Origin of the sequence: Streptomyces sp. NPDC001985, assembly GCF_040296845.1 — a bacterium.
GTDB lineage: Bacteria > Actinomycetota > Actinomycetes > Streptomycetales > Streptomycetaceae > Streptomyces.
Map to the genome: position 1 here is coordinate 1 of NZ_JBEOYB010000092.1, position 25,230 is coordinate 25,230.

At 73.7% G+C, this 25,230-nt stretch carries 13 protein-coding genes; 6 read left to right on the forward strand and 7 right to left on the reverse strand.

The window, feature by feature from the left end; all coding sequences use genetic code 11:
- Nucleotides 1–65: 65 nt before the first annotated feature.
- Both ABT122_RS29515 and ppk2 read right to left on the reverse strand, forming a co-directional pair.
- Nucleotides 66–854: a restriction endonuclease gene (locus tag ABT122_RS29515; protein ID WP_351558520.1), complete on the reverse strand. Its 789-nt coding sequence runs from the start codon at nt 852–854 to the stop codon at nt 66–68.
- Between the two features lie 47 nt (nt 855–901).
- A complete protein-coding gene (ppk2, locus tag ABT122_RS29520) occupies nt 902–1,993 on the reverse strand; it encodes a polyphosphate kinase 2 (RefSeq protein WP_351558522.1) in 1,092 nt (363 codons plus the stop codon).
- 440 nt (nt 1,994–2,433) lie between these two features.
- On the opposite strand from ppk2, the gene ABT122_RS29525 reads away from it, so the two are divergent.
- The 5 genes from ABT122_RS29525 to ABT122_RS29545 all read left to right on the forward strand — a co-directional run bounded on the left by ABT122_RS29525 (nt 2,434) and on the right by ABT122_RS29545 (nt 7,202).
- Nucleotides 2,434–3,225, forward strand: a complete 792-nt coding sequence (locus tag ABT122_RS29525; protein WP_351558524.1) for a TSUP family transporter — start codon at nt 2,434–2,436, stop codon at nt 3,223–3,225.
- Between the two features lie 142 nt (nt 3,226–3,367).
- Entirely contained in the window at nt 3,368–4,129 is a 762-nt protein-coding gene (locus tag ABT122_RS29530; RefSeq protein WP_351558526.1) for a TauD/TfdA family dioxygenase, read from the forward strand.
- Between the two features lie 541 nt (nt 4,130–4,670).
- A complete protein-coding gene (locus ABT122_RS29535) occupies nt 4,671–5,399 on the forward strand; it encodes a hypothetical protein (protein ID WP_351558528.1) in 729 nt (242 codons plus the stop codon).
- 134 nt (nt 5,400–5,533) lie between these two features.
- The gene (locus ABT122_RS29540; protein WP_351558530.1) at nt 5,534–6,247 is read left to right on the forward strand and encodes a hypothetical protein; all 714 of its coding nucleotides are present in this window, start codon (nt 5,534–5,536) and stop codon (nt 6,245–6,247) included.
- 373 nt (nt 6,248–6,620) lie between these two features.
- A complete protein-coding gene (locus tag ABT122_RS29545) occupies nt 6,621–7,202 on the forward strand; it encodes a snapalysin family zinc-dependent metalloprotease (RefSeq protein WP_351558532.1) in 582 nt (193 codons plus the stop codon).
- 363 nt (nt 7,203–7,565) lie between these two features.
- Here the strand turns inward: ABT122_RS29545 and ABT122_RS29550 are convergent, their stop codons facing one another.
- The 5 genes from ABT122_RS29550 to ABT122_RS29570 form a co-directional block, all read right to left on the reverse strand.
- On the reverse strand, nt 7,566–8,303 hold the full coding sequence (locus ABT122_RS29550; protein ID WP_351558534.1) for a polysaccharide deacetylase family protein: 738 nt from the start codon (nt 8,301–8,303) through the stop codon (nt 7,566–7,568).
- 208 nt (nt 8,304–8,511) lie between these two features.
- Complete coding sequence (locus ABT122_RS29555) at nt 8,512–9,510, reverse strand: 3-oxoacyl-ACP synthase (RefSeq protein ID WP_351558535.1); 999 nt, start codon at nt 9,508–9,510, stop codon at nt 8,512–8,514.
- A complete protein-coding gene (locus ABT122_RS29560; RefSeq protein ID WP_351558537.1) occupies nt 9,507–15,203 on the reverse strand; it encodes a condensation domain-containing protein in 5,697 nt (1,898 codons plus the stop codon). The genes ABT122_RS29555 and ABT122_RS29560 overlap by 4 nt, the downstream gene beginning before the upstream one ends.
- Nucleotides 15,204–15,272: 69 nt before the next feature.
- A complete protein-coding gene (locus ABT122_RS29565) occupies nt 15,273–21,767 on the reverse strand; it encodes a non-ribosomal peptide synthetase (RefSeq protein ID WP_351558539.1) in 6,495 nt (2,164 codons plus the stop codon).
- 269 nt (nt 21,768–22,036) lie between these two features.
- Complete coding sequence (locus ABT122_RS29570; protein ID WP_351558540.1) at nt 22,037–23,677, reverse strand: APC family permease; 1,641 nt, start codon at nt 23,675–23,677, stop codon at nt 22,037–22,039.
- A gap of 382 nt (nt 23,678–24,059) precedes the next feature.
- Between ABT122_RS29570 and ABT122_RS29575 the strand changes: the two genes are divergently transcribed.
- Nucleotides 24,060–25,112, forward strand: a complete 1,053-nt coding sequence (locus tag ABT122_RS29575) for a hypothetical protein (protein WP_351558542.1) — start codon at nt 24,060–24,062, stop codon at nt 25,110–25,112.
- Nucleotides 25,113–25,230 lie beyond the last annotated feature (118 nt).

A 25,230-nucleotide genomic window follows, 5' to 3' on the forward strand; every position in this document is an offset into this window, starting at 1 on the left:
GGCGGCGTCGGCGTCGACCGCGTACTCACCGCCCCGGCCCCGCGGTACGCGCCCCGCCCGGTGCCCTACTCCACAGGAGTGCCCGGGGCGGGTACGGCCGCCTCCCAGGGCGCGGGGCCGGTACGGTCCGCCCAGGCGGCCAGGGCCCGGTGGTCGAAGCAGTGGATTCCGCACTCGGCGGCGTAGTCGGCCGCGGGCCGGGTGAACTCGCCGGTGGTCACGATCGCCGCGACATCGGCCTCGTGGACCGCGAAGCAGGTGCCGCCGAAGCGCTGGGTGTCCTGCGAGCCGACCTTGTTCACCGGGCCGTAGCGCTTGCACTGGATGACCACGCGCAGCCCGCCGGGGGACGTGGCGGTCACATCGGCACCGAGATCCCCCGCGCCTCCGTCGACCGTCACGTCACGGCAGCCGTCCCGCTCGCAGAGCGCCGCCACGGCCTGCTCGAAGACCAGGGGGTCCATGGAGGCGAAGTCGACGGGTCCGGACTCCGGTACCGGCTCCAGGGGCTCCGGCCGGACGGGCTCGGGCTCGGGGGCGACGGACTCCCCCACGGGCCCGGGCTCCGCCCGCTCCCACGCGGCGGGCTCCCGCGCGGCCGGCACCATCGCCCCCTCGGCCGGCGGCGGTGCCACCGCCCGGGGGCGGCGCCGGGAGCGCGCGGCGGTCACGAGAAGCGCGGTGGCCACCAGGACGGCCAGCGCGAGGACGAACGGCCCGTAGGCGCCCGCCGCCCGCACCAGCGACCGCAGCGCCAGCCCCGCGCCACAGAGCAGGGCGGCCGCCAGCCCGAACGCGAGCGCCGTCTGACGCATGCTGAACGCCGGGCCGCGCCTTCCGCGTGCCGTCGTCACGGACGGTCGCCCCCCTCCTCGGCGGGAGAGGGAACCGGGGCCGCGCGTCACCGTCCTGAGCCCGTCGCCTCGGCACCGGCCCCGGGCTCGGGGTGGTTGCCCGAGCCCCGTTCATGGGCGGCGAGCGGGGTGGGAGAGAGATCGGTCGGTGCCTCGCCGGGCTCCAGCAGGGTGTAGGCGGGCCCGATGATGTGCCGGTCGGGGGCGCCGACCGCGTCCGCGTCCTTGGCCGGGTAGTCGCAGCGCAGCAGGAGGTGCCGCATCGCCTCCAGCCGTCCGCGCCGCTTGTCGTTGTTCTTCACGACGGTCCAGGGAGCGTGCGCGGTGTCCGTGGCGCGGAACATGTCCACCTTGGCGGTGGTGTAGGCGTCCCACAGGTCCAGCGAGGCCAGGTCCGTGGGGGAGAGTTTCCAGCGCCGCACGGGGTCGACCTTGCGGATGGCGAAACGGGTGCGCTGCTCGCCGCGCGAGACGGAGAACCAGAACTTCACCAGCAGGATGCCGTCGTCGGTCAGCATCTTCTCGAAGACCGGGGCCTGGTCGAGGAAGTGCCGGTACTCCCGCGGTGTGCAGAAGCCCATGACCCGCTCGACACCGGCGCGGTTGTACCAGGAGCGGTCGAAGAAGACGATCTCGCCCGGCGACGGCAGATGGGCGACATACCGCTGGAAGTACCACTGGCCCGACTCGCGTTCGGTCGGTTTGTCCAGGGCCACCACGCGGGCGCCTCGCGGGTTGAGCCGCTCGGTGAAACGGTGGATGGCGCCGCCCTTGCCCGCCGCGTCCCGTCCCTCGCAGAGCACCACGATCCGCTGCCCGCTCTCCTTGGCCCACTTCTGGAGCTTCAGGAGTTCGATCTGAAGGACCCGCTTGCGCTGCTCGTACGCCTTCCGCGCGAGCTTGCGGTCGTACGGGTAGTTCTCCCGCCAGGTGGCGATGGCATTGCCGTCGCCGTCCAGCAGGATCGGCTGCTCCGGCCGGGCCTCGTCCACCCGGAGGCCGTGCAGAAGAGCCTCCCCGCCGCCCTCCAGGGCGTCGCCGGGGAGGGGTGCGGACGGTTTCGGCCGGTCGCCGCCGTTCTCCCGCGACTCCGCGGAGGCGCGAGCGGATCTCGGCCGGGCGTCTCTCTCGGTCGGCATGCGTCTCTTCTCCTCGGGGCCTCGCGCGCGTCGCCGCGCGCTCTCACGCCGCTACCCGCTCCCCGCGGACTCATACCTGGTCACCGGGGGTTTCCAGCACATGGCCCCACCCCACCGAGCAGGCACCTGGAGTGCGGGGCGCGCGCGGGCGGCCGGCCTCTCGGCACCGAGGGCACAGATCCGAGAAAACGGACTTGTCACCCGTAAGGGTGATGCGTTGTCCTCCGGATGAACCGGACATCCCACGGCGGCCATCCCTGTGACCGTGAAGACGAAGAACGCACTGCCCGCGGCCGTGACCGCCGCTCCCGTCGTCCCTTCTCTCCCGTCCGCCGCGCGCCCCCCTCTCCCGCCGGGTGCGCGATGACCTCCGGGGAGTCCCGGAGCGGACGCCGGCAGCCGGCTCCTCGGACCGTCCTACTCGCTGGGGGCTCGTGCTCATGGACTCGCAGACCGTGCTGGCCCTGCTGGCGGTGGCCGCGGCGGCCGGGTGGATCGACGCGGTGGTCGGGGGCGGCGGACTGCTGCAACTGCCCGCGCTGCTGATCGCAGGGGGTTCGCTCCCGGTGGCATCGGTGCTGGGCACCAACAAGCTCGCCGCGACCCTGGGCACCCTCGCGGCAGCCCTCACCTTCCGGCGCGCGTATCCGGTCTCCCGGAAGGTCGTGGCGGTCGGCGGCGGCGCGGCGGTCCTCGGTTCGGCGGGCGGGGCCGTCGCGGCCACCGCGATCTCCTCCGACTTCCTCCGGCCGCTCATCCTGCTGCTGCTGGTGGCGGTGGCCGTCTTCGTCCTGCTCCGCCCCCGGTTCGGGGCGGACGGCTCCGGGAGCGAAGGGCCCGACAGCCGGCGGCGGGCCCCCGAGCGGCGCCGGATCGCGTGGCTGGTCCTGCTGGCCGGGGGCGGGATCGGTTTCTACGACGGCCTGGTCGGACCGGGGACCGGGACCTTCCTCATCATCACCTTCACCAGCGTGCTCGGACTGGAGTTCATCCGCGCGCTCTCCACCGTGAAGATGATCAATGTGGGCACCAATCTGGGCGCGCTGCTGGTCTTCGCGTCCCAGGGGCAGGTGCTGTGGGTGCTGGGCCTCGGCATGTCCCTGTTCAACGTGGCGGGCGCGCTGGCCGGCGCGCGGATGACGATGACCCGGGGCAGCGGATTCGTCCGGTCCGTGCTGTTGATCGTGGTGGCGGTCATGGTGGTGCGGCTCGGCTGGGCCGAGTTCGCCTGAGAGGACCGATCGCGCGGCGCCGGGACGTCATCCGGAACGGGCCCGGAGGCCCGTTCCCGGACCGGTCGCACCAGAACCAGCCGGACCGGAACCGGTCGGACCAGAAGGGTCGGACCGGAGGAGCGAGACAGAGGGAGTCACCATGGCGAAGTCACCCGACAGCGTCGTTTCCTGCTTCGACGCCAACCGTCAACCACTGCCCGACGGCGTTCTGGCCTACGCCTTCCGCCAGTTGCTCGGGAACAACGGCTATGTCCAGCTCGTCGACGTCCCGGACAGCTTCGACCATGTGGCGTTCCTCAAGGGGTTGGGGGACTTCCAGCCGACGCCCACCGGCACCGTCATCGGCGACCTCAGGCCCGAGCCGGACATGGACGACGTCTACCACGCGCAGAACCGCCGCCCTCTGGTGCCCCACACCGAGGGGTACGAGTTCCATGGCGCGCCCCCGCGGTACATGGCCCTGTGGTGCGTGAGGCCCGCGTCGGGTCTCGGCGGCGAGACCACGATGCTGGACGGGAACCGGATTCTGCGGGAGTTCACCGAGGAGGAACGGAAGCGGTTCACGGAGACCGTCTACGCGTGGAAGTCGACGGAGGGTCTCGCCCGGCGCGGTGTGCGGCAGAACGCCGAGCACCCGGTGCTGGAGGAGATCGACGGCGAGCTGGTGATCCGCTTCTCCTACAACAACCTGATCGTCCCCGAGGGAGACGAGCTGACGGCTCGGCTCCTCGAACGCGGGAAGGAGATCTACGACGAGAACCACATCGCCGTGGAGTACCGGGAGCGCGACATGATCGTCTGGGACAACTGGCGGATGCTCCACTCCCGGAACGCCTTCGACGATCCGGCCCGGCACCTCAAGCGCGTCCAGATCGCCGCTCCGGCCCCGGTCCGGGACTGATCCCGCCGGGCGGTCCTGCGTACGGGCCCCACCTGGCACGGAACCCGGGGCGCGGCGGGGGGTTCGATCCGCGCCCCGGGGGCAGGCGCCCTTCCATGACGACCGGGGAAGCACACCAGGCCCGCCGCAGGACGCCGGCCGCCCGTCGCGCGGACGGGTCGATCCCGTCCCCCGCCTCGGCGAACGGCACGGACAACCGGATGGGAACGACGACATGAAATGGATACTGGTGATCGTCGTTCTGATCGCTGTGGCGCTCTGGTTCCAGGCGAAGAGGAACCGCTAGCGCGGATCTGCCCACCCGGTCTCCCCCGGGTCGGCTTCCGGCCCCTCATGCGCGGTATTCGCTCCGGTCACCCCGGAGGGAATACCGCGCATTCCCGTTTCCGATTCGGCGAGAAATCACCCGTACCCGTGCCGACTCCCGCTGTATGAGCGCGATTTCCCTGGGTAGCCGGAGGTCAGCGAATCATGAGCACAGCACCTTCGGGCAGACGCGGTGGACACCATCCGTCTGTCCTTCGATGAGGAGGAAATCGTCGTGTCGTTGAAGAGGTCTGTCACCCTGGCGGTCGCGGTCTGTCTGGGCGCGGGAGCGCTGGCCGGCTGCGGAGAGAGCGGTTCGGACGAACCGTTCGAGGGGAAGAGCGCGGACAAGATCGCGGCCGACGCGGTCCAGGCGACGCGCGACGCGGCATCCGTGCGCATGGCCGGCAGCGCCAAGCAGCAGGACGGAAGCACCGTCCAGGTCGACTTCCGCGTCGACGAGCGGGACAACTGCACCGGGACCCTGTCCAGGCAGGGCGCGAAGGCGGACATCATCCAGACCGGTCAGACCGCCTATGTGAAGGGCGATGAGACGTTCTGGAAGAACACCCTGAAGGGACAGCCCGGCGCGGAGAAGGCGATGAGCAAGCTCCGGGGGAAATGGGTGAAGAGCCCGGCGAGCGAGGCCGGACTCCAGGGCATGTGTGACAAGCAGGCGTTTCTCGCCGCGATGGACGGCGACAAGTCCGAGCGCAAGGGAATGAAGAAGGGCGGGACGACCAGTGTCGGCGGAAAGGACGCCCTGACCCTGGAGAAGAAGCAGCCGGGCGGGGAGAAACTCACCCTGTCCGTCGCCACCGAGGGCGAGCCCCATATCCTCAAGTCCGTCTCCGAGGGGGGCAAGGCTCCCGGGGAAATGGTGTTCAGCGACTACGGCAAGAAGGTGGACGCCAGTGAGCCGCCGAGTGATGAGGTCGTCGACCCCGAGAAGGCCCTCCGGTAGAACCCGGCCCCCTCGGTACGTGTGACCGCGCGCCCCGGACGGCCACCGTCCGGGGCGCGCCGCTCGCCGGCCCCCGTCCACGCGTCCCGGCGGGAGCGGGTAGGTTGTCGCCGGATCGCGGAGGAGGGGACCCGGTGTCCACGCATGAGATCGAGGACCTGGTCGCGGACTCGGTCCGCGTCCTGGACAGCCGCACCGGACCGGGCGACCCGCGCGTCCGGGACTGGTTCGCGGCGCTGTACGGCTTCCAGCGCGGGTACGACTGCTCGTTCACGCACTTCCGTGTGAGGGAGATCCTGCTGCGCCGGGGGTTCACCTACCGGTTCCCGGTCGACCGGCACCCCGATTACGCCGAGCGGGCCGCGTACTTCGACGCGGTGGCCGGGTTCACCGCTCTGCGCACCTTCGACGAGGACGACCCCGCCTTCGGGGGCTACGACTCCTGGCTGGAGGACGGCTGCGTCGAGCCGCCGTTCCTCTACTGCGACGCCGGTACCGCGCTGTGGCGGCGCATGGTCGCCGCCGGTGAACTGCGCGGCCCCGACGCCGTGCCACCCCGGCGTACCCGGCTGATCGAAGCGGTCCGGGAGGTCGCCGCGGCCGCCGAGAAGGAGCGGGACCACGAACTCGTCGGGGACTGGTACGCGTTGGGCTGCGAGACCCTCGTCGGCGGCCCCGAGGGCTGCCCCTTCGATGTCGCCGAACTCGCCGGCATGCCCGCCGTGCGGGACCTGCGCGCCGTGGTCCGCCGCACCGGCGCCCTCTCCCTCGCGCGGCGCTCTCCCTTCGCGGTTCCCGTGGAGTTCGCCGGTCACCAGGAGCTCGAAGCCTGGTGGTGGGAGCTGTGAGCCGCCCCCGGTCCGGCGGAGTGCGTGCCGTGCCGGCGGGGACGGCGGCCCGTGGGGCGTGGCGGGAATTCACTCCCCAGGTGTGGGCGGTAACGGCTTGTTGGTGACGGTGGGGGGTTGTACCGTCTGCCACGATCGCCGGTGGCGAGGAGAGGAATGGAGTGGCGTATGCCCGGCCTCGTGGAACGGGTTGGCACGTCGAGTCCCGGGGAACCGGTGCGTTTCCGTCACCGCCTCGCGCCACGCGCCCCTGGGGACGGCCGGTGGCCGGTGCCGCGCTTCCCCGGCCGGCCGCCCTCGGCCCGTCCGCGGGTGCCCCTCACCACCCGCCCGGCTCCGGTCGGAGCCGGGACCCCCATGTGAAGGGACAGCAATGCTGACCTCTATACGGCTGGCACTGGCCGGCACCGTCGTGGCGGCCACCCTCGCCACGGCACCGGCCGCGAACGCCCTCACCGCGCCGGAGCCGACCGGGACGCGGAGCGCCGCGGCCGTGGTGACCCTCCGGTACGACGACAGCCGGGCCACCGGCTGGGAGGCGGCGGTCACCGCCGGAGTCGCCTCGTGGAACACGAACGTCGACAACGTCAAGCTGGTCAGGGTCTCCCCCGGCACCCGGGCCGAGATCCAGATCGTGGCCACGAGCGGCTGGCCGCAGGCCACCCTCGGCCCGGTCCGGCCCGGAGGCCAGGTCCGGGTCGAACTCGGCAGCCAGGCGGTCACCCAGGGGCACGACAGGACACGCATCGCCGCGCACGAGATCGGGCACAGCCTGGGTCTGCCGGACACCAAGCCCGGCCCGTGCTCCCAGCTGATGTCGGGCTCCAGCGCCGGCACCAGCTGCAGGAACGCGGTGCCGAACGCGACGGAGCAGGCACGGGTCGAGTCCGCCTACGCCGGCCGCGCCGGGTCGCTGATCCCGGCCGACGGCCGCACGCTGGTGGACGCGGGCTAGGGAGTTTCTTTCGGATCGGGCCGGATCGGTGAGCGGGGTCCGGTGCCGTGGATCGCGAGGCGGAGAAGGAAGCCCACGCGGAGCGCCGGCGACGGACGACAGCGCGGCGAGGCGCGGTGCCGGGCTCGCGAGCCCGGCACGATCCGAAAGAGACGACCCAGGGTCCAACGCGGCGCGGCGGTGTCCGGCCGCCGGTTGAACGGCCGGACACCGTAGGGGAGTTCCGGCAATCCGTCCCCCGGGCCGGTCGCCCCCGGACCTCCGTGACGGAACGGGCGGGGCCCGCCGCGATCCCGCGCCGGGTCCCGTCCGTGGCAGACGCCCGCTCCCCCGGACGGGCCCGGCGGGCGGGGTGCCGCTACCTCACCAGCGCGCGGCCCTGGCGTGGAAGGTCAGGCCCGGCCAGGCCTCGACCGGAGTGGCCGAGCGCACGATGCGGCCCGGGCACAGGCCGCGCGCGGCGAGCCCCTCGACGATCCCCGGGATGGCGTCGAGCGTCGTCCGCAGGCCGTCGTGGAGCAGGATGATGCCGCCCGGCCGCACCGTGAGCGCGTTCGCGACGATGGTCTCGGTGGAGATGCCGCTCCAGTCGACCGTGTCGGCCGTCCAGATCACCTCGGTCATCCCGAGCCTGGCGGCGTCCTGACGCGTCCGTGCGTCGGTGCTCCCGAACGGCGGGCGGAAGAGCGCCGGCGCGCGGCCCGTCTGCGCGCGGACGACCCGGCTGGTGTCGGCCAGCTCGGCGAACGCGGCGGGCGCGGCCAGCTCGACGAGGTTCGGGTGGGTGAACGAGTGGTTGCCGATCGCGTGGCCGGCGGCGGCGATCCGCCGGGTCCCGTCCGGGCGCGCCTGGGCCAGCGCGCCGGTCACGAAGAACGTCGCCCTGGCCCGTCCGGCCTCGCGCAGCGCGTCGAGGTACGCGGGTGTGGTCTCCGTCGGGCCGTCGTCGAAGGTGAGGGCCACATATCCCCCGGAGCACCGGCGCCCCGCGTCGGAGTCGGCCTGTGCGGTTGCCGGTGCCAGTGCGAACGATGACATCAGGGTCGCCAGGAAGGCGCCGAGCCATATCCGCGATCTGCCTCGTCTGTTCGTTCCGCTCATTCCGCGTGTCCTCTCGATCGACGAATGGGCGTGGCCGTGGCCGTGGCGGCCCGGAGCGCCCGGTCCACCCGGTGGCCGGCCCGGGGCCGTTGAACCGCCGTGCCCCGTGCCTCTCCTCCTGAGGGCCGCTCCGGCCGGACCCCATTGAACGCGAGCCGGCGGTGTCGCGGAGGGGTAATGGCGGACCCGGCCCGCGCCGGGCGACCCGCTACAGCAGATGGGTTCCGGCGCTTCCCGTGCCGTGTTCCACGAGCATCGCGCTCCACGCCGCCGCGGGGCTCATGGTGAGGACGACGGCCAGCCCTCCGTCGGGCAGCTGTCCGCGCTCGGTGGCGGTCCGGAGATTGAACAGCGCGTCGTTGGGCCCCAGGTGCCCGTTCTCGCGCAGATTGTCGGCGCAGGCGTCGGACAGCTCCACCTCCAGCGCCTCGCCGAGGACCTGGAGCGCGGCGGCCGAGAGGTTCTGCCCGATCCAGCAGGAGATCTCCCGGGAGCGCACTCCGTTGCGCTCCAGCAGCCGGGCGGTGAGCGAGGAGATCCGCTTCCTCGACTCCACCGCGAGCCGGAAGGAGTGGGCGGCCGGGTCCGTGCACTCCTCGCGCCACTGGTCCACGGGCCGGTCGCGGTAGTCGACACGGAACAGCTCCCAGTACTCTCCGCTGGTCTCCAGCAGGATGTCCCGGACCCGCAGCGGGCCGTCGCGGGAGACCAGTACCGCCTGGCCGCTGTCGCCGTTGACGGTCACCGGGTGCCGGTACCGCCGGGAGGTCACCGGTTTGCTGCCGTGCAGGACGAGGACGCGCGCGGTGTCCGGCCCGGCGGCGAGGAGACCGGCCGCGCTCAGCAGGGCCGGTACCAGCGACGCGCAGCCGAGACCGCCCACGGAGAAGGCCTGTGCGCGGTCCGCGCCGAGGATGTGCTGGAGCCGGGTGGCCTCCGATGTGGAGAGGGTGTCGGGGGCCCGGTGCTCGACGAGGATGAGGCCGTCGAGCCGGTCCGCGTCCAGCCCGGCCTCGGCGAGTGCCCGCCGGCCCGCCAGGCCCGCGAGGTCCACCGCGGACAGCTCCGGAGCGACGGCGACCCGTTCGATCCCGAGGGCGCGGCACGCGGTCCGCTCCGGACCGGTCTGCGTGTCCGTCTCGGGCAGTTCGGCCAGGGGTGCGCGGCCCGGGAGATGGGTGACGGCGGCGTGCAGCGCGAGGTTCACCGCTCCGATCCCCCTTCCAGCCGTTCGATCTGGTCCTGGTTCAGCGACACGAGCGGGAAGTCCGACGGCACGTGCCCGCCCGCGTCCGGGCCCTCGGTGTGGGCGGCCACACCCGCCAGATGGGCGGCCCAGCCCTCGCAGAGCTCGCGCATCCCGTCCTCGTCCAGCAGGTCGGGCGGGTATCCCAGGGAGAGCCGGAGCACCGGCCCGCCGGGCCCGGCGACGACGGCGGCGACCGCCTCGACGGCGTGGCCGAGCGGTGTCCGCCCGTCCGGTTCTCCCCCGGTGCCGAGCAGCGACCAGTCACCGGGGCCGCCGGGCGCCTCGGTGCCGGGACCGTCACCGCCGCCCGTGAGCCGGCCCAGGTAGTTGAAGCCGATCGACGCGGCGGGCCGTGCGGCCAGCGCCTCCCGGGTGCCGGGGTCGAGATGGCGGAGTACCCCGTACCCCACTCCGTCACCCGGTACCGCACCGAGCTGTTCCTTGACCCGTTTGACGATGTCCCCGGCGGACGGCCCGCCGGTCCGGGCCCGCGCCGTGTCGGCCGGGCCGGTGTCCAGCCGTACCGGGAAGACCGAGGTGAACCAGCCGACGGTGCGGGAGAGTTCCCAGGCGCCCGTGAGCGGCACCCGGCCGTGGCTCTCCACGTCGACCACGACCGGGCCGGTCCCGGCGCCGCGCGCGGCCCGCCACTCGGTGACCGCCGCCGCCAGGGCGGCCAGCAGCACGGTCTCGGTCCCGGTGTAGAACGCCGCCGGGACGGAGGTGAGCAGCGCGGCGGTCACCGGGGCCGGTACGGAGGCACCGACCTCCCGCCCCCGCTCCGCGGTGTCCCGCGCGGGATCGAGGGGCCGTCCGCCGGGCAGCGGCTCGCCCGGCGCGAGGACGCGCTCCCACAAGGGCAGTTGCTCCCTCCAGGACGGGGAGCCGGCCGTGGCGGCCAGCGCCCGGGACCACCGGCCGAACGGCACCGGTACCGGCTCGGGCGTCCAGGTGCGGCCGGCGGCGAGCGCGGCGCAGCACTCGGCGAGTTCGGGGATCAGTGTCCGCCAGGAGAGGAGGTCGACGGCGAGGTGGTGGGCGACGAGCAGGAGTCTGCCCCGGGCGGCCGGCCCCCGGTCCAGGTGGACGAGCTGAAGCATCACCCCGGCGCCCGGGTCGAGCCGTCCGGCCGCGGCGTGGCTCTCGCGCCGGGTCAGCTCGTCGAGCGCGGGGTCGTCGAGACCGCCGGCCGCCACCTCGGCGACCTGGGCGTTGGGGCCGGGCGCGGCGGGGTGCCGGGGGCCGGTGGGGGCCGTGTCCAGCGACCAGGTCGCCGGGTCGGCGTCCGGGCGCACCAGCCGGGCCCGGAGCATCTCGTGCCGGTCCGCCAGGGCGCGGGCCGCCTCCGCGAGGACGCCCCTGTCGAGACCGGCCGGCACCGAGACGGTCGCCGACTGGGCGAACCGGTCGGGCAGGCCGGCGCGTTCGGCCAGTTCCCGCATCACCGGGGTCAGCGGGACGCGGCCGGAGCCGCTCTCCCCGGGGTCGGCCGCCGGTGCCGGGGCGGCCGTGCCGCCGGCCACCGCCGCGAGCGCGGCCGGCGTCCGCAGTTCGAAGACCTGGCGCTGGGTCAGCACGACTCCGGCCCGCCGGGCCCGGGCCACCAGCTGGATGGAGATCACCGACTGTCCGCCGAGGGCGAAGAAGTCATCGTCGTCGGCGACCCGCTCGACCCCGATCAGATCGCGGAAGAGCCCGCGCAGGATCTCCCGTGTGTCGCCGGGCGGTGCGGGCACGGTGCGGCCGGTGGCATCCGGTGCGGGCGCCGTGTGGCCGGCGGCGGCCGGTCCGGGCTCCTCCGGTGGCCCCGCCGCCGCTGCCCCGTTCCACGGGCCCGTGGCCGCTTCCGCCCCCGCCTCCTCCCCGGGGCGGGTGAGCCCCCCGATCGGCGCGCCCGGCTCGGCGAGGGCCGCCGCCGCCAGCACCGGGAACCAGCGTGCGAGCAGCTCGGCGGTGGCGCGGTCGAAGAGGGCCGTGGCGTACTCGACCTCGCCCCGCATCGGCCCGGTTCCGGAGTCCGTGACCGCGAAGGAGAGATCGAACTTGGCCGTGCCCGGTACCACTCCCCCGACATCGGTGTCCTCGTACCGGGCCAGCCCCGCGTCGCCCATCCCGCCCTCGTACTGGGGCACGTTCTGGTAGGTGTACGTCACGTCGTACAGCGGATGCCTGGCCAGGCTGCGGGGGATGCCCGCCGCGCCGATGATGGTGCCGAGCGGCACCTCCTCGTGGTCCAGGACACCCGCCACGGTCCGGGCACACCGCCGCACCAGCTCGTCGAAGGAGACACCGGGGCCGACACCGGTCCGGAACGGCGGGAGATTGTTGAAGTAGCCGACGAGGTTCTCCACATCGGGGTGGACCCGGCCCGATGTGGCGACGCCGATGACGACATCGTCGTGGCCCGACCAGAGATGGATCACCGCGTCGAGCACCGCGAGCATGGAGACGAAGGTGGTCACACCGCTGCGTCTGCTGTACTCCCGCACCCGGTCGGCGAGTTCGGTGCCGATGACGAAGGGGACCAGATCACCGGCGTACGACTGGATGTCCGGCCGGGGCCGGTCCAGCGGCAGCTCCGGGCGGGTCAGCCCGTCGAGCCGGCCGCGCCAGAACTCCAGGGCGCGCTCCAGCCGCTCGCCGGAGAGCGCCGAGCGGTGCCAGACGGCGAAGTCCTGGTACTGGACGGGCAGCTCGGGCAGGTCCGGTGGGGTGCCGGTGCGGTACGCGCGGTACAGCTCGGCGAAGTCCCGGCCGAACAGCGCGGTCGACCCGCCGTCGAAGACGATGTGGTGGAACGTCAGCACCAGGACGTGGCTCTCGTCGGTGAGTCCGATGAGCACGGCCCGGAAGGGGGTGTCCGCGGTGAGGTCGAAGGGGGCCGAGACGGCCTCCCGGATCAGGGAGCGGACGCGCGGCCGGCGCCGTTCCTCCGGCATCCGGCTGACATCGACCACCGTCAGCAGGGGTTCGGGGGCCGTGGGTGTCACCCGGGGGCCGCCGTCCTCGTCGGTCACGAAGAGGCAGCGCAGTGCCTCGTGCCGTTCGGCCATGGCGGTGAGCGCGTCCTGGAGGGCCCCTTGGTCCACCGGGCCGGTCAGATGCAGCGGGGCGGGGACGTTGCAGAGCGGGCTCCCCGGGTTGACCTGGTCGAGATACCACAGGGCTTCCTGGCCGGAGGAGAGCGGCAGCGGCCCGTTCCGGTCGACGCGGACGATCGGCGCCCGCGGCGCGCCGGTGGCCCGCTCCTGGGTGAGGGCGCGCAGCCGCTCCGCCAGCCCGCGGACCGTGGGGTACGTGTACAGATCGGCGAAGGTGACCTCCACCCCGAAGCTCTGCTGGAGGCGCCGCAGCAGCCCGACGCCCAGCAGCGAGGTGCCGCCGAGCATGAAGTAGTCCGATCCGGGCCCGATGCCGGGGAGATCCAGCACCTCTTCCCAGATTCCGGCGACCCTGCTCTCCGTCTCCGGCCCGCCGGGCGCCTCGGTCCCCTCCGCCGAGGGCGCCGGCCCGGCGTCTCCCCGGGCGGGGCGCGGCCGGGCCGGTGGCCGGCAGCGGCTCGGCTCGAAGGGGTAGGTGGGCGCCTCGACCCGGCGTACGGGGGTGTCGCGGTAGTGGTGCTCCCAGTCGACCGGGGCGCCGGCGGTGTAGAGCCGTCCCAGCCCCTCCAGCACACCGTCCCGGCTGCCGTCCCCGGCCAGATCGACCACGGTCAGCTCCGGTGCCTGCCGCAGGGTCTCCCGGGCGAGGACGCCACCGGGCCCCGGCTCCACCAGAACCGCCCCGTCGCGGACGAGACCGTCCACGACCCCGGTGAGCCGCTCCGGGTCGGGCGGTGCGAACACCTCCCGGCCGGCCGCCGCGACGGCGTCGGCGAGCGGCATCCTGCCCCGTACGGCGCGGACGGCCAGATTGCCCGCCCCGGAGCCGATCGCCCCGCCGTCGGTGAGGCCCAGCTCCCGGGCGACGTGGTGCAGGGCGTACTGCCGTACGACGAGCCGTCCCTCGGGGCCGGCGCCGTGTTCGAGTTCCGCGCAGCCGTCGGGCAGGGCGAACTCGGCGCGGAGCCGCGCCCAGACCCCGTCGTCGGGCAGGGCGTCGCCGGAGAGCAGCAGGACGACGCGCGAGGTCCCGGGCGCCGGCTGCCCGGGGAGCGCTGCCGACCGGAGCCGCAGCGCGAGTTCGGCGTGGGTGCGGGCGGTGACGGCCAGCCGGTACGGATGGTCGTCGCGCCCCCGGTTGAGCACATGCGCGACCGCCCGCACCGGCTGGTCGGTGTGTTCGGCGAAGTCCGCCAGCCGCAGCCGGTAGCGGTCCAGGGCCCGTGCCGACCGGGCGGAGACGGTGACCAGCTCGGGGCCCGGATCGGCGGCCGGCTCGCCGGGCGGGACGGCCGGTGCCTCCTCCAGTACGGCGTGCGCGTTGGTGCCCGTGAGGCCCCAGCTGCTCACCCCGGCCCGGCGGGGCCCGGTGTCCCCGCGCGGCCAGGGGCGGGCCTCGGTGTTCACATACACCGGTCCGCCGAAGTCGATGAGCGGGTTGGGGGTGGTGAAGTTGACGGCCGGGTAGTGGGTGCCGTAGCGCAGCGCCGTCATGGCCTTGAACAGTCCGGCGATACCGGCCGCGTTGCCCAGGTGCCCGATGCCCGCCTTGACGGAGCCGATCGCGCAGTGCGGGCCGGTCACACCCGCCTCGGCGAACGCCAGGCGCAGCGCCTCCACCTCCACCACGTCGCCGAGCGGGGTGCCCGAGCCATGGCATTCGATGGAACCGATCGTCGCCGCCTCGACACCGGCGTCCCGCCAGGCGCCGGCGATGACGCTCGCCTGACCGGTCTGGCTGGGGGCGGCCATGCTGGCGGCCCGGAAGCCGTTGTGGTTGACGGCGATGCCCTTCAGCACGGCCAGGACCCGGTCCCCGTCGGCGAGGGCCTCCGAGAGCAGCTTCACCAGCACGACCCCGCCGCCCTCCCCGGCGGCCAGGCCGTTGGCACCGGCGTCGAAGGGGCGGCAGCGCTCGTCGCCCGACTCCAGCCCCGGCAGCGGGGACCAGTCGGCGTGGCGGATCAGCACGGGGAACACATTGACGCCGCCCACGACCGCGAGGGGGACGCGGCGGGCGCGCAGTTGCTCCACGGCCAGGCCCAGCGCCGTCAGACCGCTGCTGCACGCGGTGTCCACCACCAGGGCGGGCCCCCGGAAGTCGAAGAGGTAGCTGATCCGGGCGGCGAGGGCGGCCGTGGAGGTGCCGAGCATCGTCAGCAGATCGCGGTCGCCGCCCGCCCCGGAGCCGGGGTTGACCGCCGCGAGCAGCACGGCCGTGGCACTGTCGCGCAGCGCCCGGGTGGCGTATCCGGCGGACTCGACGGCCTGGTGGGTCAGATGGAGCAGAATGCGCTGGTGCGGGTCCATCAGCTCCGCCTCACGGGCCGTGAGACCGAAGAGTTCGTGGTCGAAGAGATCGATCTGGTCCAGGTAGCCCATGCCGAGATAGCGCTCGCCGGGCTCGTCGCCGCTGGAGCGGACCCGCTCGGCGCCCGGGCCGCCGACCGATTCCCGTCCGGAGGTCAGATGGGTGTGGAAGGTCTCCAGATTCTTCGCCCCGGGGAAGATCCCGGCCGCCCCGATGATCGCGACATCGTCCTTCCGCATGGTGGTCTCTCCGATGCTCGAAGTGGATCGGTGTCCCGGCCGGTCACCGGCCGGGTTCTCCGTGCGGGCCTACAGCTCGTGGCTGTGCTCGTCGCCGTGGCCGGGCGGGGGGCGGTGGGCGTCGACGGTCCTGGCCATCGCCTCGATGGTCGAGTGCTCGAAGAACAGCGCCACGGGCAGCTCCCGTCCGCTGAGCCGGGCGAGGTCCTTGCGCACGGCCAGCAGCGACAGCGAGGTGCCGCCGCAGTCGAAGAACTTCTCCCGCGTCCCGAACGTCCGCTCCCCGAGGACCCGGCACCAGATCCGGTGGACGGCCCGCTCGGTCCCGGTGCGCGGCCCGCGCTCGCCCGCCGGCCGGTCCGGCCGGGGCGGGGGCAGCGCGGCTCTGTCGACCTTGCCGTTCGGTGTCAGCGGCAGCGCGTCGAGCGTCACCACGGCGGCCGGGACCATGGGCGCGGGCAGGGCCTCGGCCAGATGGTCGCGCAGCGCCCGCCCGTCGAGATCCGGGTCGCGGGGTACGGCGTAGGCCACCAGCCTCCGGTCGCCGGGGCGGTCCTCGCGCAGGATCACCGCGGCGCCCCGCACCCCGGGGTGGGCGCCGAGCACGGCGGCGACCTCCTCGGGCTCGACCCGGAAGCCCCTGATCTTGACCTGGTCGTCCGCGCGTCCCCGGAACATCAGCAGACCGTCCGCCGTCCAGGAGGCCAGGTCCCCGGTCCGGTACATCCGTCCGCCCGGCTCGTCGCCGAAGGGGCAGGCGACGAAGCGCTCGGCGGTCAGGTCCGGCCGGTGGGCGTAGCCGCGGGCCAGGCCCGCCCCGGCCAGATGGACCTCGCCGGTCGAACCGGGCGGGACCGGGCGCAGCGCGCGGTCGAGGACGTACACCCGGACGTTGGGGAGCGGACGGCCGATCGGCGGCGGGCGGTCCGGCGGGACGGTGTCCGGGTCGAGCCGCACAGCGGTGGCGATCACGGTCGCCTCGGTCGGGCCGTAGGTGTTCCACAGGTCCGCCCCCGCTCTCCAGCGGGCGGCCAGATCCGCGTCGAGGCGCTCGGCGCCCAGCACCCAGCGGCGGATTCCCGGCACGGAAGCGGGCTCCAGCGCGCTCAGCAGCGACGGCACCACGCTCGCCACGCGCGCGCCGCTGGTGCGGATCATCCGGGCCAGCGCCTCGGGCTCGGCGCGTTCCTCCTCGGTGGCGAGGGCCAGGGTGCCGCCGGCCGCGAGGGTGACCACCACGTCCAGCACGGCCGCGTCGAAGCCCAGGGACGCGAACTGCAGGGTCACCACGCCGGGGGCGGCTCCCAGTACCGGCCGCATCGCGTTCGCGAGGTTCAGCACACCGCGGTGGGGGACGGCCACTCCCTTGGGGCGGCCGGTGGAGCCCGATGTGTAGATCACATAGGCCAGTTGCCCCGGTGTCGGGGGCCTCGGTGACGGCAGGGGCGCACCGGCACCCAGGGCCTCCGGTCCCGTTCCCGGCTCATCGGCTTCAGGGGCGGTCGCGCCCTCCGGGACCACCGTCCGCGCCGTGCCGAACGCGCCGGCGGCGAGGGTGGCCGGGACCGCGACGACGACGGCCGCGCCGCTGTCGGCGAGGATGTGCCGGAGCCGGGCGGCCGGGTACTCCGGATCGAGCGGCACATACGCGCCGCCGGCCTTCCAGACGGCGAGCATCCCGGTGACCAGGTCCACCCCGCGCGGCAGACACAGACCCACCAGGGTCTCCGGCCCCACCCCGGCGCCGGTCAGCCGGCGGGCCAGCCGGCCGGCCCGCCGGTCCAGTTCCGCGTACGAGACCTCATCGGCGCCGCAGCGCACCGCCACGGCCGACGGGGCCCGTGCCACCCGGGCCGCGAACTGATCCAGCACGGTGCCGGGCGGGACGGGCCGGGCGGTGTCGTTCCAGCGGGTGAGCATCCGGGAACGCTCGGCGGCGTCCAGGATGCCGAGGTCCGCGAGCCGGGTCCGGGGTTCGGCCGCGACCTGCGCGAGCACCCGTCCCAGCCGGTCCAGCAGCGCCCGCGCGGTCTCCGCGTCGAACAGCGCCTTCGCGTACTCCAGATGGACGGCGAGCCCCTCGGGCGCGCCGTCGGGCCCGTGGAGTTCGCGGGCCATCACCGACAGGTCGAACTTGGACCAGGACCCCTCGAAGTGTTCGAAGCCGACGGTCAGCCCGGGGAAGGCCGCCTCGGGCTCGGGGGTGTTGTGGAAGGTGAAGCCGATCTGGAACAGGGACTGACGGCCGGGCGACCGGTCGGGGTTGAGCACCTCCACCAGCCGGTCGAACGGCAGGTCCTGGTGGTGGTAGGCGTCGAGGTCCGCCTCGCGGACCCGGCCCACCAGCTCGGTGAACGAGGGGTTGCCGCCGGTGTCGGTCCGCAGCACCAGGGTGTTGAGGAAGTAGCCGACCAGATCGTTGAGCACCTCGTCCACCCGGCCCGCGACCGGTACGCCGAGGGGGATGTCGTCGCCCGCGCCCAGCCGGGAGAGCAGCGCGGCGACGGCGGCCTGGGTCACCATCGACACGGTGGCGTCGCACTGCCGGGCGATCGCCAGCAGTCCCCGGTGGGTCACCGCGTCGGTGCGCGCCGTCAGCAGCCCGCCCCGGCGGTCCGCCACCGCCGGCCGCCGCCGGTCGTACGGGAGGTCGAGCCCGGCCGGCAGCTCCGCCAGCGCGCGCGTCCAGTAGGCGAGCTGACGGCCCAGCAGGCTCTGCGGGTCGTTCTCGTCCCCCAGCAGTTCCTGCTGCCAGGAGGCGAAGTCCGCGTACCGCACGGGCAGGGGTGTCCAGGCCGGGGCGCGGCCCCGGGACCGGGCGGTGTAGGCGAGGGAGAGATCGCGGAGCAGGATGCCGAGCGACCAGCCGTCGACGACGATGTGGTGCAGCACCACGAGGAGGACGTGCTCGCCGGGCGCGACGGCGAAGAGGGTGGCGCGCCACGGCGGCCCGGCCTCCAGGTCGAATCCCCGGTCGGCCTCGGCGGCCAGTGCCCGGCGCAGCCCGTCCTCGTCGGTGTCCACCCTGGCGACGGGTGCGCCGGTGTCGTCCAGTACCTGCTGGTACGGGGTGCCGTCGGCCTCTCCGTACCCGGTGCGCAGCACCTCGTGCCGGCCGACGGTGTCGCGCCAGGCGGCCTCCAGCGCCGGGATGTCCAGCGGGCCGCCGAGCCGGAGGCAGAGGGTCATGTTGTGGGAGCCGTCGGGGCCCGTGAGCCGGTCGGTGAACCACATCCGCCGCTGTCCCGCCGACATCGGCACCCGCGCGGGCCGCTCGGCCCGGACCACGGCGGGGCGGACCTCGGCGAGTCCGTCCAGCCGCCGCGAGAGCGCGGCGGGGGTGGGGAACTCGAACACCGTGCGGCTGGAGACCTCGGCGCCCAGCGCGGCGCGGATGCGCCCGGTCAGCCGGATCGTGAGCAGGGAATCGCCCCCGGCGCGGAAGAAGTCGTCGTCGGGGCCGACCCGGGGGACGTCCAGCACCTCGGCGAAGAGGGAGCACAGCAGCTCGCGCCGGGGGGAGGTGTCCGGGTGGGGCCGCGCGGTGGCGGGCTCGGCCGGTGCGGGGAGCGCCGCCCGGTCGACCTTGCCGTTCGCCGTGAGCGGCAGCCGGTCCAGCACGACGGTGGCGGACGGCAGCATGGGGGCGGGCAGCCGCCCGGCCGCGTACCGGTCCACGGCGGCACCGGGCGGAGAACCGGGGTCCTCGGGCACGACATACGCGACCAGCCGCTTGTTGCCCGCCCGGTCGGCGCGGACGGCGACCGCCGCCTGGGCGACGCCGGGGCAGCGCGCCAGCACGGCGGCGACCTCGTCCGGTTCGACGCGGTGGCCATTGATCTTGACCTGGTCGTCGGTCCGGCCGTGGAAGACCAGCCGGCCGTCGGCGTCCCACGAGACCAGGTCGCCGGTCCGGTACATCCGGGAGCCCGGGAGGCCGCCGAAGGGGGAGGCGACGAAGCGTTCCGCGGTGAGCGCTCGCTGCCCGTGGTAGCCCCGGGCGAGCCCGGTTCCGGTGATGTAGAGCTCGCCGGGGACGCCGGCGGGCACGGGGCGCAGGGCGCGGTCGAGGACATGGAGGCCGGCGCCGGCCCTCGGGCCGCCGAGCGGGAGCGCGGCGGGCGGGGAGGCGCCCGCGGGGAGGGTGTGGACGGTGGCGCAGAGGGTGGTCTCGGTGGGCCCGTACAGATGGCGCACCTCCAGTTCGGGGCAGGCCGCGAGCACCTGGGCCACGGACTCCGCGGGCACCACGTCGCCGCCGGTGAGGACATGGCGCAGCCCGGTCAGGCAGTGCGGGGACTCCTGGGCCAGCACCCGGAAGAGACCGGCCGTCAGATGGAGGGAGGTGAGTTCCGCCTCGGCGATCAGGCCGGTCAGCAGATCCGGGTCGGGCGTGCCGCCGGGGGCCACCACGACGCAGCCGCCGCTGAGCAGCGGCACCCAGATCTCCAGGGTGGCGGCGTCGAAGGTGTGCGGGGCGTGGAAGAGCATCCGGCCGGTGGCGGCACCGCCCCAGCAGGGGTCGGCCGCGAGGGCGGCGACGGCGCCGTGGGTGACGGTGACGCCCTTGGGCCGGCCGGTGGAGCCGGAGGTGTACAGCACGGAGAACGCCGAGTCCGGCGAGACATGGGCCGCGAGGGGGGTGTCGTCGGGGGCCGGGCGTGCCTCCGCCGCGACGGGGGTGTCGTCCGGGGCCGCGGGGGCGTCCGGAAGCGCGGGTGCGTCCTCGGCGGCGAGGGCGTCCGGGGCGGTGGACCGGCGCGCCGCCGGTTCCGGGTGACCGCCGTCCGCGCCCGCGCCCGCGCCCGTGTCTCCGGCTCCGGCTCCGGCTCCGGCCATGGTCCCGTCCTCCGCCCTCGCGTCGGAGAAGAGGTGCGCGAGCGTGTCGGCGGTGACCGCGAGAACCGCCTCGGCGTCCTCCCGGAGGAACGCGGTCCGCTCGGCCGGGCCGTCGGGATCGAGGGGGACGAAGGACGCGCCGGCCCTGGCGACGGCGAGGAGCGTCATCAGCAGCTCCGCCGACCGGGGCAGGCTCACGATCACCCGGTCCCCGGCGGTCACCCCCCGGGCCCGCAGACACCGGGCGGCGCGGTCCACCTCCGCGTCCAGCTCCGCGTAGGTCCAGCGCGCCGGCCCGGAGACGAGGGCGGGCCGGTCCCCGAAGCGCCGCACCGCCCTCGCGAAGCTCTCGTTCACGGTGGTGGCGGGCGGTGCGGGCGCGCCCAGATTGACCCCCGACGTCAGCCGCCGGCGCTCCCCCTCCAGCATCACATCGACCTCGCCCACCGGCACCGAGGTGTCCCGCGCGAACTGCTCCAGCACCCGGGCGAGCCGGGCGGCCAGGGTCCGGGCCCCGGCGCGGTCCAGCAGATCGGGCCGGTAGGTCAGCCGGTGGTCGCCGGACATCGCGTTGAGCACGAGGGGGTAGTGGGCGGCGTCGCGGCCCGTCACCTCCAGCAGCCGCACCCCGCCCCCGACGTCCCGGGCGCTGGACGGACCGACGTCCGCCAGATCCCTGGGGAAGTTCTGGACGACGACCAGGGTGTCGAACAGCTCGCGGCTGCCGGAGAGCTGCTGGATCTCCGAGAGGCTCAGATGCTCATGGGTGAGCAGTGCGGCCTGCTGCTCGAACATGCGCATGAGGAAACGTTTCAGCGTTTCGCTGTCGTCCCAGCGCACCCGCACCGGGACGGTGTTGACGAACATGCCGACCATGCCCTCGATGCCCGGTACCGCCGGGGGCCGGCCGGAGACGGTGGCTCCCAGCACCACGTCCTCACGGCCGGTCAGCCGGCCCAGCAGCAGCGCCCACGCGCCCCGGATCAGGGTGCTCGTCGTCACCCCCGACTCCCGCGCCCGCAGATCGAGCCCCCCGGCCACCGCCGCCGGGAGACCCACCGGCACACCGACGGGGTCCACGGGCGCGCGGGTCCCCTTGCCGGGCGCGATCAGCGAGGGCTCCGCGCCCGAGAGCACTCCCCGCCAGGCCGTGGCGGCGGCGTCCCGGTCCCGGCCCGCCAGCCAGGAGAGATAGGCGGAGTAGGGGGCCACCGGCGGCAGCGCGCTCTCCCGGCACCCGTTCTCGTACAGGGTGATCCATTCACGCAGAAGGATCGAGAGCGACCATCCGTCGCAGAGAATGTGATGCATCGCGAGCACGATCCGGTAATTCTCGGGACCGAGGCGAAGGGCGATCACCCGGAACAGCGGGGGCTCCGCGAGATCGAATCGGCGGAGCCACTCCGCGCTCAGCACCTCGCGCAGTTCCGCGTCGCCGGCGCCGGAGAGATCGACATCCGTCCAGGGAACCCGGACCTCTCGCAGAACAATCTGCACGGCATCCGCCGACGCCACGGACCGGAAGCCCGCCCGCAGGGGTGCGTGCCGGTGCGCCAGCACCCGGAGCGCCTCCCTCAACAGGGCGGTGTCCAGGGGACCCTCGAAGTGCAGGGTCGTCTGGCTCCGATAGACGTCCGTGGCCTCCGGATCGTAACCGGAATGGAAAAACATTCCCTTCTGCATGGCTGTCAGCGGCCAGATATCGGCTATCTCGGACTTCCCCATGCATGGCCTCCAGCCCCGGGCCGGTCTCCGCGCAGAAACGAGAGGATCACTCTATCGGGAAATGGTCCGGCGCCCTGCTTGTCCAACTGTGGAAAACGGACGCCGCGATGATATTCCGCGGCGCGGTGCGCGGAAGGCGGTCCGGCCCCGCGGAGAATTCCGCCGGCCCGGCGGAGATCCGTCCGGCCGGATTCCGGCGGGGCGCGTGCGCACACCGCTCCGAAGGCCGGGGGCCGGCGGCCGGGCGGGAGACGGGGGAGCCCCGGGCGTCAGCGGCCGGGCGGGACATCGACCGAGCCGATGTACTCCTGGGTCTCCTCGTCCGGGAGCCGGACGGCCAGCGCCCAGAAGTAGACCAGCAGGCTGAACGCGGCGATGATCGCCATGTCCCACCACAGGGGAATGGCGCCGGTCGCACCGCAGGACACCTTCGACGCCGGTCCACCGCTGCAGTAGCCGCCCTGCCAGGAGATCAGGCCGAGGCCCGCCAGATACACCGGAAGCCACTGGGCCGAGCGCCAGTCCGGGTGCGGGACCCTCGGGTTGAGCCCGAGCAGCGCGGAGGCGCCCAGCAGCAGATAGCCGAGGACGATCGCCAGGCCGAGCCGCCAGAGGGTGTCCCAGCCCGTCCAGTAGATGAGGAGGTTGGCGACGATGAAGGCGACGGGAGCCCAGAAGAGACCGCCGGGGAGACGGTACGGACGGTGCCGGTCCGGGTCCTGCTCGCGCAGACACCCGAGGGCGAGCGGCGCGCCCGCGTACATCAGCACACTCGCCGAGGTGACGAAGCCGACCAGCTTCTGCCAGGTGGGGAAGGGCAGGAAGACGATGAGGCCGACGAGGAAGGCGAAGAGCAGGCTGAACCAGGGAACCCCGCGCGCCGTCGTCCGTTCGAAGACCGCGGGCACATAGCCGTTGCGGGAGAGGCCGTACGACACCCGGGAGGCCGCGGTGGTGTAGATCAGACCGGTGCCGGTCGGCGAGACGATCGCGTCGACGTAGATCAGCGCGGCGAGCCAGCCGAGCCCGGCGGACAGGGCGAGCCCGGCGAACGGTCCCGCCTTGTCGGCGAAGGTCAGATCGGCCCAGCCGTGGGCGAAGGAACTCGGTGGCAGGGCCCCGATGAAGACCACCTGGAGCGCCAGATAGACCAGGGCGCCGATGAGGATGGAGCCGATCACCGCGCGCGGGATGTCCCGTGCCGGGTTGCGGCTCTCCCCCGCCAGCTGGTCCGCCTGTTCGAATCCGAGGAGCGCGAAGATGATGCCGCTGGTGCTGACGGCGGAGAGCACCCCCTCGACACCGGACGGGGCGAAGCCCTGGTGACCGAAGTTGCTCCCGTGGAAGGCGGTCCCCGCCAGGACGGCGATGACGAGCACGGGGATGGCGACCTTCCACCAGGTGGCCACGCTGTTGGTGTGGGCGAGCCAGCGGATGCCGAAGAAGTTGACGAGGACGAAGAAGGCCATGAAGGCGACGGCCAGCCCGTATCCGGCGGCGGTGAGCCGGTTCTCGTCCGTCTGGACCCAGGGGGCGTGGACGCTGAGGTAGTTCAGCGAGGCCATGACCTCGATCGGCGCCGTGGCGACGGCCTGGAGCCAGGAGAACCAGCCGAAGGAGGCCCCGGCGACGCTGCCGAAGGCGTAGTGCGGGAAGCGCGCGGTGCCGCCCGCGACCGGGTACATGGCCCCCAGCTCCGCGTGGACGAACGCCAGCACGGTGATCGCGAGGGCCCCGATCCCCCAGGAGACGAGGGAGGCCGTCCCGGCCGCCTGCGCCGCGAAGAGCGCGCCGAAGAGCCAGCCGGAGCCGATGATGGACCCCACGGAGGTCCAGATGAGCCCGATCAGGCCGATGTCTCGCCTCAGCCCCGGCTTCCGGGACGGCTCGGGTGCGGCCGACGTCGGCATCTGACAGGCAACCTCGCTCCGGTTCCAAGGGACACGCGGCCGCTCCTACAGCTCAGCCTGCGCCTTCTCCTTATCCCGGCGGCGGCCCGGCCATTCCGGTACGACGAGAGTTGCCCCGAACGGAGGGGGCGGAGTGCTCCGTACCAGGGGCTGCGGGGAGCCCGGCCTCCCGGAGGCCCCCGCAGGCGGCGCGGAGGGCCCGGCCGCACCGCGCCGAAACCGGCAAGGGCCCCGCACCGTCCCCTCCCCCGCGAGGCGGTGGCGGTTCGGAGCGAGAGGGACCGCACGCCGGCCCTCGCGTCACCGCGACGGCCGAGGCACCACAGTGACCGGGCGCGAGTCCAGTGGCGGGGGTGTCGGGCAGGAGTGTCTAATACCCGACATGTCAACGATAATACGTAAGCTGGGCGCGGCCGCCGTCGCCGTACTGCTCGTTCCGTTCTGGGCCGTTGAGGCACAGGCGGGTACCGGTCCGGTGAGCAGGATCAGCCCCACCTCCGATGTGACCATCCCCCGCGGCACCACGGTCGAACTCGCGAGACACACCCTGACGCTCGCCGCGGGCGAGAAGAGACATCTGCGGAGCCGGCTGGAGGCCACCAGCTCGACCACGAAGATCGTGGGGATGACCAGCCGGATCAAATGCGTGAACTCCACGGGCCAGACCGTCGGGAGGATCGCGGCGTCGGCGCGCAACCACGAGGGGTACGACACCACCTCGTACGCGGTCGACGGGCACCTCCCCATCCTCACCGACCAGTTGCTCACCGCCCCCGCGGCGGGCACCTACACCTGCTACCTCTACGGCTCCGCCTACTCCTCCATACCCGACCCGTACCACCTGACCGCGGTCGCGAGCGGTACCTGGCTGGAGACCACCACCACCGACCAGGCGGGTGCCCGCTGGTGGGAGAACCCCAACTGCGAGAGCGACGGCTCCGGAAGCTGCACCTATGTCGGCGCCGGCGCGGCCGACGACGCGTGGGTCTTCTACAACGACGGCACCCCGGTGCACAAGTGGCAGCCGCACCCCGCCGCGACCTCGGTCAGCGCGCAGGCCAACGTCGAGCTGACCACCTGTCCCACCGGGAGCCGGTCCTGTTCGGCGGGGATGGGGAAGTTCCCGAGGGGCACGAACGCGGTGGTGGACATGCGTCTGGACTTCATCCAGCTCACCTCGACGGGGCACACCTGTGTCACCAACTCCACCACGCTCTCCCGCAAGACGATCAGCGATGACGCGCACCACTACGTCACCTACTTCTCCCTGCCGGATGTGCCCGTCTCGGCCGGCTGCGACTCCCGCGACTTCATCATGCGGGTCTATGTGAAGCATGTGTCGGGACAGACGGTGAAGATCGACGGGGTGCAGCAGCCCGACCCCGCCCTCTCCGGGACGTCGCTGACGAACGGCATCGCGTTCAACAACGTCTGACCGACGGCCGCCGGGGCGGGTGCCCGCCCCGGCGCCTCGTCGGCGAAGACGTACACCGTGACACGGGTCTCCTGGTCCAGTTCCCCCGACCGGCGCGCGAGATAGGCGATCTGCTGGT